Source organism: Streptomyces sp. NPDC014889, from assembly GCF_043081205.1.
GTDB lineage: Bacteria > Actinomycetota > Actinomycetes > Streptomycetales > Streptomycetaceae > Streptomyces.
Window position 1 is genome coordinate 1 of sequence record NZ_JBIBWH010000009.1, and the last position, 8327, is coordinate 8327.

The 8327-nt window shown below is 72.1% G+C and carries 8 protein-coding genes; 6 read left to right on the forward strand and 2 right to left on the reverse strand.

All coding sequences use genetic code 11. The features are described from left to right. From ACF09J_RS18875 to ACF09J_RS18895, 5 genes are all read left to right on the forward strand, one after another. A partial coding sequence (locus ACF09J_RS18875) for an alpha-glucosidase C-terminal domain-containing protein (RefSeq protein WP_392306897.1) occupies positions 1–135 on the forward strand: 135 nt, incomplete at its 5' end. A 29-nt stretch (positions 136–164) separates the two neighbouring features. Then, on the forward strand, positions 165–1553 hold the full coding sequence (locus ACF09J_RS18880; protein WP_392306563.1) for a maltokinase: 1389 nt from the start codon (positions 165–167) through the stop codon (positions 1551–1553). A 4-nt stretch (positions 1554–1557) separates the two neighbouring features. Continuing rightward, positions 1558–3792 (forward strand): 1,4-alpha-glucan branching enzyme, encoded by a 2235-nt coding sequence (glgB, locus tag ACF09J_RS18885; RefSeq protein ID WP_392306564.1) that lies wholly within the window; start codon positions 1558–1560, stop codon positions 3790–3792. A 133-nt stretch (positions 3793–3925) separates the two neighbouring features. Beyond that, positions 3926–5833, forward strand: a complete 1908-nt coding sequence (locus ACF09J_RS18890) for an AMP-dependent synthetase/ligase (RefSeq protein ID WP_392306565.1) — start codon at positions 3926–3928, stop codon at positions 5831–5833. A 128-nt stretch (positions 5834–5961) separates the two neighbouring features. Beyond that, positions 5962–6396 carry an ATP-binding protein gene (locus tag ACF09J_RS18895; RefSeq protein ID WP_392306566.1) on the forward strand — a complete coding sequence of 145 codons (435 nt, stop codon included), beginning with the start codon at positions 5962–5964 and terminating at the stop codon, positions 6394–6396. 83 nt (positions 6397–6479) lie between these two features. On the opposite strand, the gene ACF09J_RS18900 is transcribed toward ACF09J_RS18895, so the two are convergent. Beyond that, entirely contained in the window at positions 6480–6851 is a 372-nt protein-coding gene (locus tag ACF09J_RS18900; protein WP_392306567.1) for a PRC-barrel domain-containing protein, read from the reverse strand. Between the two features lie 77 nt (positions 6852–6928). Next, on the reverse strand, positions 6929–7279 hold the full coding sequence (locus ACF09J_RS18905) for an STAS domain-containing protein (RefSeq protein WP_392306568.1): 351 nt from the start codon (positions 7277–7279) through the stop codon (positions 6929–6931). A 375-nt stretch (positions 7280–7654) separates the two neighbouring features. Here ACF09J_RS18905 and ACF09J_RS18910 point away from each other — a divergent pair. After that, a partial coding sequence (locus ACF09J_RS18910) for a HAMP domain-containing protein (protein ID WP_392306569.1) occupies positions 7655–8327 on the forward strand: 673 nt, incomplete at its 3' end.

Genomic DNA, 8327 nt, shown 5'->3' on the forward strand with positions numbered 1-8327 from the left:
CCGGTCGAGCTCATCGGCGGGGTGCGCTTTCCGGCCATCGGGGAACTGCCGTACCTGCTGACCCTGGCGGGCCACGGCTTCTACTGGTTCCGGCTCACCGCCAACGTCGCATCCCGGACCGGCCGCCGCGGGTGAGCGTGCGGCCGTCGAAAGGAGGCGTGACCATGCCGAAGACCGCATCGCTGACGCCGAGCGCCGGGAGCCCGGCCGGGCCCATGGCCTCACTCGGCTCGCTGCTGCGCGAATGGCTGCCGCGACAACGCTGGTTCGCCGGCAAGGACCGGCCCGTCACCGACCTGCGTCCGCTGTCGATGACGGAGCTGTTCCCGGGCTGTCTGCATCTGCTCGTCCACGCCGAGCACGCGGGCGTCGCCTCCGGTCCCGGCACGGTCCCCTCCCCCACCGGCACGCCCGCCGCCCCACCCGCCGACTGCTACCAACTGCTGCTCGGCGTACGGCGGGAACTGGCCCCGCGCCTGCACCGGGCGTTCATCGGCCGCCCCGAGGACGGTCCGCTGGCCGGCCTCGCGGTCTACGACGCGCTGTACGACCCGCGTTCGGCGCAGCTGCTCCTGGAGCGGATGCGTCACCCCGGCGCCTTCGGCCCGCTGCACTTCGAGGCGGACGCGTCCGTACCGGTCCCCGGCGGCCTGGTGCCCAGACTGCTGGACGCCGAGCAGTCCAACTCCTCGATCATCTACGGGGACGAGTTCATCCTGAAGGTGTTCCGCCGCATCCAGCCGGGCGTCAACCCGGACCTGGAGGTGCCCTGGGCGCTGGCCGGTCAGGACTGCACCCGGGTGCCCGCTCCCGTGGCCTGGTTCCGCACCACACAACCGGAACCGGCCACGCTCGGGGTGCTCCAGCCGTTCCTGCGCGACGCCGCCGACGGCTGGACGCTGGCCCTGCGGGCCCTGGCCACCGGTGACGACTTCACCGCCCAGGCGCACCAGTTGGGAGAGGCGACCGCGGAGGTCCACCTGGCCCTGGCCGACGCCTTCCCCACCGGTGTCCACCAGGACATCGCGCGCACCGCCGCGACGATGACCGAACATCTGGAGTCCGCCGCGCACAGCGTCCCCGCGCTGCGCCCGTACGCGACCCGGCTGCGCACCGCGTTCGCCGCGCTGGCCAGTTGCGACGCCGGGCCGCCCGCCCAGCGCGTCCACGGCGACCTGCACCTCGGCCAGGTGCTGCGGGCCGGGCGGGAGTGGTTCGTCATCGACTTCGAGGGCGAGCCGTCGCGCCCGCTCGCCGAGCGCCGCATCCCCGAGTCCCCGGTCCGGGACGTGGCGGGGATGCTGCGCTCCTTCGACTACGCCGCCCGCCAGCGCCGCCCCTGGCGCCCGGAGTGGGCGCGCCGCTGCCGGGAGGCGTACTGCGCCGGCTACGCCTCCCGGGCCGGCTGGGACCCCCGTAAGAAACACGCCCTGCTGCGGGCCTACGAGACGGACCGTGCCGTGTACGAAGTGCTGTACGAGGCCCGGCACCGCCCCGACTGGCTCGCCGTACCGATGGCGGCGATCGAACGTCTCGCCGTGAGAGGAGGCTGAACCGATGGCACTGCGCGACACGTCACTCCCCGAGCCGTCCGGCCCCGTCCTGCCCGCGGCGGTACGGGCCTGTACGGCTCCGCCGCTGGATCCCGCCGACCGTGAGCGCCTGCTGTCCGGCGCCCATCACGACCCGCACGCGCTGCTCGGCGCGCACCCGGTGCGGGGCGGGATCGCCCTGCGGGTGCTGCGGCCCTTCGCCCGTGCGGTGAGCGTGGTCGTCGACGGCGAGCGCACCCCGCTCGCCTCCGAGGGCGGCGGACTGTTCTCGGCCCTGCTGCCGCTGACCGCAATTCCCGAGTACACCCTGGTGGTCGGCTACGAGCAGGACGAGTACGAGGTCCACGACCCCTACCGCTTCCTGCCCGCCCTCGGCGAGCTGGACCTGCACCTGATCCGGGAGGGCCGGCACGAGCAGCTGTGGCGGGCGCTGGGCGCGGAGCCGATGACCCACCAGGGCGTGACGGGCACCCGGTTCACGGTGTGGGCGCCGAACGCCCGGGGGGTGCGGGTGGCCGGCGACTTCAGCCACTGGGACGGGACCGCCTTCCCGATGCGCTCGCTGGGCGCGGCGGGTGTGTGGGAGTTGTTCCTGCCCGGGATCGGCGAGGGCGCGAGGTACAAGTTCGAGATCACCTCGCAGTACGGCGGCCGGTTCCTCAAGGCCGACCCGATGGCACGGCGCACCGAGGTGCCGCCCGCCACCGCGTCGGTGGTGACGGCCGCGCACCACGAGTGGGGCGACCAGGAGTGGATGGCGCACCGCGCGGACGTCCCGGTGCACGAGGCGCCGTTCTCGGTGTACGAGGTCCATCTGCCGTCCTGGCGGCCGGGGCTGACGTACCGCGAACTGGCGGGGGAACTGCCCGCGTACGTCAAGGACCTGGGCTTCACGCACGTGGAGCTGATGCCGGTCGCCGAGCATCCCTTCGGGCCGTCCTGGGGCTACCAGGTCACCTCGTACTACGCGCCCACCGCGCGCCTGGGCTCCCCGGACGACTTCCGGTACTTCGTCGACGCCTGCCACCGGGCCGGGATCGGCGTGATCATGGACTGGGTGCCTGCGCACTTCCCCAAGGACGACTGGGCGCTGGCCCGCTTCGACGGGGACCCGCTCTACGAACCGGGGAACGCGCAGCGCGCGGAGCACCCCGACTGGGGGACGTACGAGTTCGACTTCGCGCGTACGGAGGTGCGCAACTTCCTGGTCGCGAACGCCGTGTACTGGTGCGAGGAGTTCCACGTCGACGGCCTGCGCGTGGACGCGGTGGCCTCGATGCTCTACCTGGACTACTCGCGTGACTCCGGTCAGTGGACGCCCAACGCGTACGGCGGCCGGGAGGACCTGGACGCGATGGCGTTCCTCCAGGAGATGAACGCCACCGTGTACCGGCGCGCCCCGGGCGTGGTGACCATCGCCGAGGAGTCGACCGCGTGGGGCGGGGTGACCGCGCCGACCGACAGCGGCGGGCTGGGCTTCGGGCTGAAGTGGAACATGGGCTGGATGCACGACTCGCTCCAGTACATGAGCAAGGAGCCGGTGCACCGCAAGTACCACCACCACGAGATGACCTTCGCGATGGTGTACGCCTACAGCGAGAACTACGTGCTGCCGATCTCGCACGACGAGGTGGTGCACGGCAAGCGGGCGCTGGTGTCGAAGATGCCCGGCGACTGGTGGCAGCGGCGCGCGAACCACCGCGCCTACCTGGGCTTCATGTGGGCCCATCCGGGCAAGCAACTGCTGTTCATGGGGCAGGAGTTCGCCCAGGGCGGCGAGTTCTCCGAGGAGCACGGGCCGGAGTGGTGGCTGCTCGACGGCGACCACTGCGCCGCGGGCGACCACCGCGGGGTGCGCGACCTGGTGCGCGACCTCAACACCGTCTACCGGGCCACCCCCGCGCTGTGGCAGCGCGACACCCGGCCCGAGGGCTTCCGCTGGGTGGCCGTGGACGCCGCCGACGACAACGTCTACGCGTTCCTGCGCCTCGACGCGGCCGGTGCCCCGCTCCTCGCGGTGTCGAACTTCTCCCCCGTGGTGCGCGAGGGCTACCGCCTGGACGTGCCGGGCGAGGTCACCGCGTGGCGCGAGGTGCTGAACACCGACGCCGCCATCTACGGCGGCGGCGACGTCACCAACGCGAAGCCACTCGAACCGGAAGGAGGGCCCGAGGAGCGGCACCTGCGTCTCACGCTGCCGCCGCTCGCCACGCTCTGGCTGACTCCGTCCACCCGCTGAGCGGGCCGGGGCACGGGAAACGGGACAACTTCCCAGTTCGGGACCCGTGACACGCGGACCTGGGCTACATTCGATCCGCGTCGACCGAGTCCGTCACCGGCGCAGTAACCTCCGTGAACCTCAGGAGCAGCGCATGCGCGACCTCGCCCTCGCTCCGTCCACTGTCGCCCCGCCGGCCGGTGGGCTCGCCGACAGCGTCTTCGAGACCGCGGAGACCCGTCCCGACCTGCCGGTGCTCGCGCGCCGCGCCGACCCCTCCTCCCCGGTGTGGGAGGAGGTGACCGCCGCGGAGCTGCGGGACCAGGTGACCGATCTGGCCAGGGGGCTGGTCGCCGCCAGGATCTCGCCCGGTCACCGGGTGGCGGTCATGGCCCGCACCCGCTACGAGTGGACGGTCCTCGCGTACGCGCTGTGGGCGGTCGGCGCCGAGGTCGTCCCGATCCACCCGACCTCCTCGCGCGAGCAGGTCGAATGGATCCTGCGGGACGCCGAGTGCGTGGCCGTCGTCGTGGAGGACGAGCAGGGCGTGATGACGGTCGGCCCGCTGTGCGCGACGCTGCCCCGGCTCCAGCACGTGTGGCAGTTGGACGCGGACGCGCTGGCGCACCTGGTGGAACGGGGCACGGTGGTGCCGTCGACCACGGTGAACTCGCTGCGCCGGATCGTGCTGCCGGACGCGACCGCCGCGATCGCCTACACCTCCGGCACGACGGGCCGCGCCCTGGGCTGCGCACTGAGCCACCGCGCGCTGGCGAGCCCCAGCGACACGCTGCTGGCCGGCTGGGGGCACACCGCGGCGCCGCCCGGCGAGCAGGCGTCGGTGCTCGCCTTCCTGCCCTTCTCGCACGTGTACGGGCTGATGATCCAGAGCCTGTGCCTGCGCGGCGGCATCCTGATGGGCCACGAACCGGAACTGGGCGAGGAGGCGCTGGCGTCGGCGCTGCGCACGTTCAGGCCGACGTACTTCCACGCCGTGCCCTCCGTCTTCGAGAAGATCTACAAGAACTTCCTGCGCGCCGCCCAGCGGGCGGGCCGCGGCTCGCTGTTCGAGCGGGCGGCCGAGACGGCCCGGGACTTCGCCACCGCGGTGGAGCGGCAGCGGCTGGGCCGGGGCCCCGGCCCCGGCCTCGACCTCCGGCTGCAGCACGCCCTGTACGAGCGGACGGTGTACCGCAAGCTGAGGACCGAGCTGGGCGGCAGGGTGGTCCGCGCCACCTCGGGCGGCTCCCCGCTGAGCCAGGAGCTCTCCCTGTTCTACGAGGGCATCGGCATCTACGTGCACGACGGGTACGGGCTCACGGAGACCGCGGGCGGCATCACCATGCAGCCGCTGGGCCGGGAGAAGTCGGGGACCGTCGGCAAGGCGCTGCCGGGCACGGCGATCGAGGTGGCGGACGACGGGGAGATCCTGGTCCGGGGGCCGTCGCTGTTCCAGGGGTACGTGGGCGACGAGGCCGCGACCGGGGCCGTGCTGCAGGACGGCTGGCTGGCCACGGGGGACATCGGCAAGCTGGACACCGAGGGCTATCTGACGATCACGGGGCGCAAGAAGGACATCATCGTCACCAGCGGTGGCAAGAGCGTGGCCCCGGCCGGCCTGGAGCAGCGGCTGAGGGCGCATCCGCTGGTCCACCAGGCGGTGGTGGTGGGCGACGACCGGCCGTGCGTGGGCGCGCTGATCACCCTGGACCCGGAGTTCCTGGCCCACTGGCGTGCGGCGCTGGCGTTGCAGGGTGACCCGTCGGAGCACGAGGCGCGCGAGGAGAACGCGCTGCGGGAGGAGATCGAGCGGGCGGTCGCCGCCGCGAACAGCGCCGTCTCCCGCTCGGAGTCCATCCGGGTCTTCCGGGTGCTGTCCGCGCCGTTCGACGTGGCCGGCGGGCTGCTCACGCCGTCGATGAAGCTGCGCAGGGACGCCATCGCGGAGCACTACGCGGCCGAGATCGACGCCATGTACCAGGCGCGCAGCCGCGCCGCGCGCCGGGAGGCCGCGCACGACCCGCCGGCCGACTGGGACGAGTCCGACGACGTCTTCCGCTGACGCTGCTGCCTGCCTTTCCGCTGCCTGCGCCGCCCCAAGCGTAGGCTCCGCGCCCCTGGGAACAAGACAGTGGGACGCAAGGGAAAGAAAGGACGCAGCCCGGCGACGAGGCCGGGTCGGAAGGCGAGATGGCATCCGAGCCGCGTGGGGAAGACACACTGGCCAGCGAGGGCATTCCGAGCCGCACCGCCCGCTTCGCGGGCGAGTTGCACCATGTCACGGGTGCGCGGCTCGCCGCGGAGGAGTTCCTCGACGAGGTGGCGCGGCACGCGGGGCCGGCGGCGCCGGAGCACTGGGACGACATCCTGCTGGTCGTGACGGAACTCGCGGCGAACGCGGTGCAGTATGCACCTGGCCCGTTCGAGCTGCGGATGCGCCGCACCTTCGACGGGGTGCACGTCACGCTCAGCGACACCAGCACCACACAGCCGGCCCCGCGGCCGTTCCGCCCCAGCCGGGGCGGCGGCGGTATCGGCTGGCATCTGATCCACACCCTGTGCGACCAGGTGAGCGTGGTGGTCAACGATCACGGCAAGGACGTGCACGTCTTCCTGCCCTGGTGAGTCCGGATCACCCGGAGCCCCGGCTGCGGACGGGGTCCGGGCTCGGACGCGTTAGCGGGACCCGCCGCGCGTACCGCGCCGGTTCAGGCGCTGGTCACCTCGCGCGGCGGAAGCCCCTCGTAGTAGGCACCCACGCGCGTCAGATACTCGGGGTCCCTGGTCTCGCTGTCTGTCCTGAAGCGCGGCGCCGCCTTGATCTGCCCGCGCGAACAGGCCACCGTGATCCTGCGCTCCGCGGAGTCGATGCCCGCGACCATGCCGACCGGCACCATGACGCTCCTGCCGAACACCCACACCCCGGTGTCCACGACCAGGTGCCGCATCCCGGACTGGCCGCCCTCCCGGTCCACGTGGCCCACGGTGCCGTCGGTGGCGACGACGGTGAAGCCGGTCAGGTCCTCTTCCTCGACACGAGCGACCTGCGGCGGATACGTCCAGATTCTGTCTATGGTCACGCTGCTCCTTCCTCCCCGGGCTGACGTGTCACGACCGTCGGGCCGACACCCCGGCACGTCGGCTCCTACCGCACCAACTACCCGTCTGTGACCACGGCATTCGGCGGGGAGGCGTTCCCGGGCGGGGAGGTGAGCAGTTCCAGCGTTCCTGTCATGTCCAGCAGCCGTTCCAGGACGGCCGGACGCTCGTCCAGGTGGAGCGCGACACCCGCCTCGTCCGCGAGGCGCCGGATCTGGAGCAGCGCGGACAGCCCGGAGGAGTCGACGCTCTGGAGTCGCGAGAAGTCGAGGCGTATGTCGACGACCGGGTGCCGTGCCGCGTGGCGCCGGGTGAGCACCACGGTCACCGCGTCCAGGAGTTCGCGACGGGTGAGGTAGTCGAGGTCGCCCTCCACGTGGACCGCGACGGCGGTTCCTCGGGTCTTCACGGAGAGGCTGAAGGGCGAAGGCGGCATTGTTGTCATAAGGGTGCTTCCGGGCCGGGGAACTTCGGGTTGTTCCGAACGAGGCGTCATGCCGGACGGCGGGCGTCGTGCGGCATGGGGCGCCCTGCGGTGAAACCGTCCGCGTACCCCTGAAGTACGAGGTCATGCACCGCGTGCGGGGGCGAATTCTCCGGTCCGGACATGGGCGCGAGAGTTTTGTTCGGGGCGGGCCGAGTGGGTTAGCCTGCCCCGTATTTCTCATCGCGCAGATCCGTGGAATCACGGAAATGCACGCACGTCAGCGGGCCCGCGACGGCCCGGTGGAGAGGTGCGAGTCCTCACCGTCGAGGACTCCTGGGGAGCGGGACGAGGGTGCGCATGACCAGCGACAGAACCGAGGTCCTCGACGCCGTACCGGGCGACCGGGAGCTGCGGCAGCTCCTGGCCGGCCTGACGGCCGTGCGGGACGGCGACTTCGGCACGCGTCTGCCGGAGGACGCCGACGGGCTCATGGGCGACATCGCGACCGTGTTCAACGGCATGGTCGACCAGTTGTCCGTGTTCACCTCCGAGGTCACCCGGGTGGCCCGGGAGGTCGGCACCGAGGGCACGCTCGGCGGTCAGGCGGAGGTGCCGGGGGTCTCGGGCACCTGGGCCGATCTGACCGACTCGGTCAATGCCATGGCGGGCAACCTCACCACCCAGGTGCGGGACATCGCGCAGGTGGCGACGGCGGTGGCCAAGGGCGACCTCTCGCAGAAGATCGACGTGCCCGCGCGCGGCGAGATCCTTCAGCTGAAGGAGACCGTCAACACGATGGTCGACCAGCTGTCCGCCTTCGCCGACGAGGTCACCCGCGTCGCCCGCGAGGTCGGCACCGAAGGACGCCTCGGTGGACAGGCCAAGGTGCCCGGAGTCGCGGGTGTCTGGCGGGACCTGACCGATTCGGTCAACTTCATGGCGGGCAACCTCACCGCCCAGGTCCGCAACGTCGCCCAGGTGACGACCGCGGTGGCCAAGGGCGACCTCTCCCAGAAGATCACCGTCGACG

What these genes read in the sequence shown, in the direction of transcription:
- ACF09J_RS18880 (WP_392306563.1), top strand. Translation starts at nt 165, where the DNA reads ATGCCGAAGACCGCATCGCTGACGCCGAGCGCCGGGAGCCCGGCCGGG.
- ACF09J_RS18890 (WP_392306565.1), top strand. Translation starts at nt 3,926, where the DNA reads ATGCGCGACCTCGCCCTCGCTCCGTCCACTGTCGCCCCGCCGGCCGGT.
- ACF09J_RS18895 (WP_392306566.1), top strand. Translation starts at nt 5,962, where the DNA reads ATGGCATCCGAGCCGCGTGGGGAAGACACACTGGCCAGCGAGGGCATT.
- glgB (WP_392306564.1), top strand. Translation starts at nt 1,558, where the DNA reads ATGGCACTGCGCGACACGTCACTCCCCGAGCCGTCCGGCCCCGTCCTG.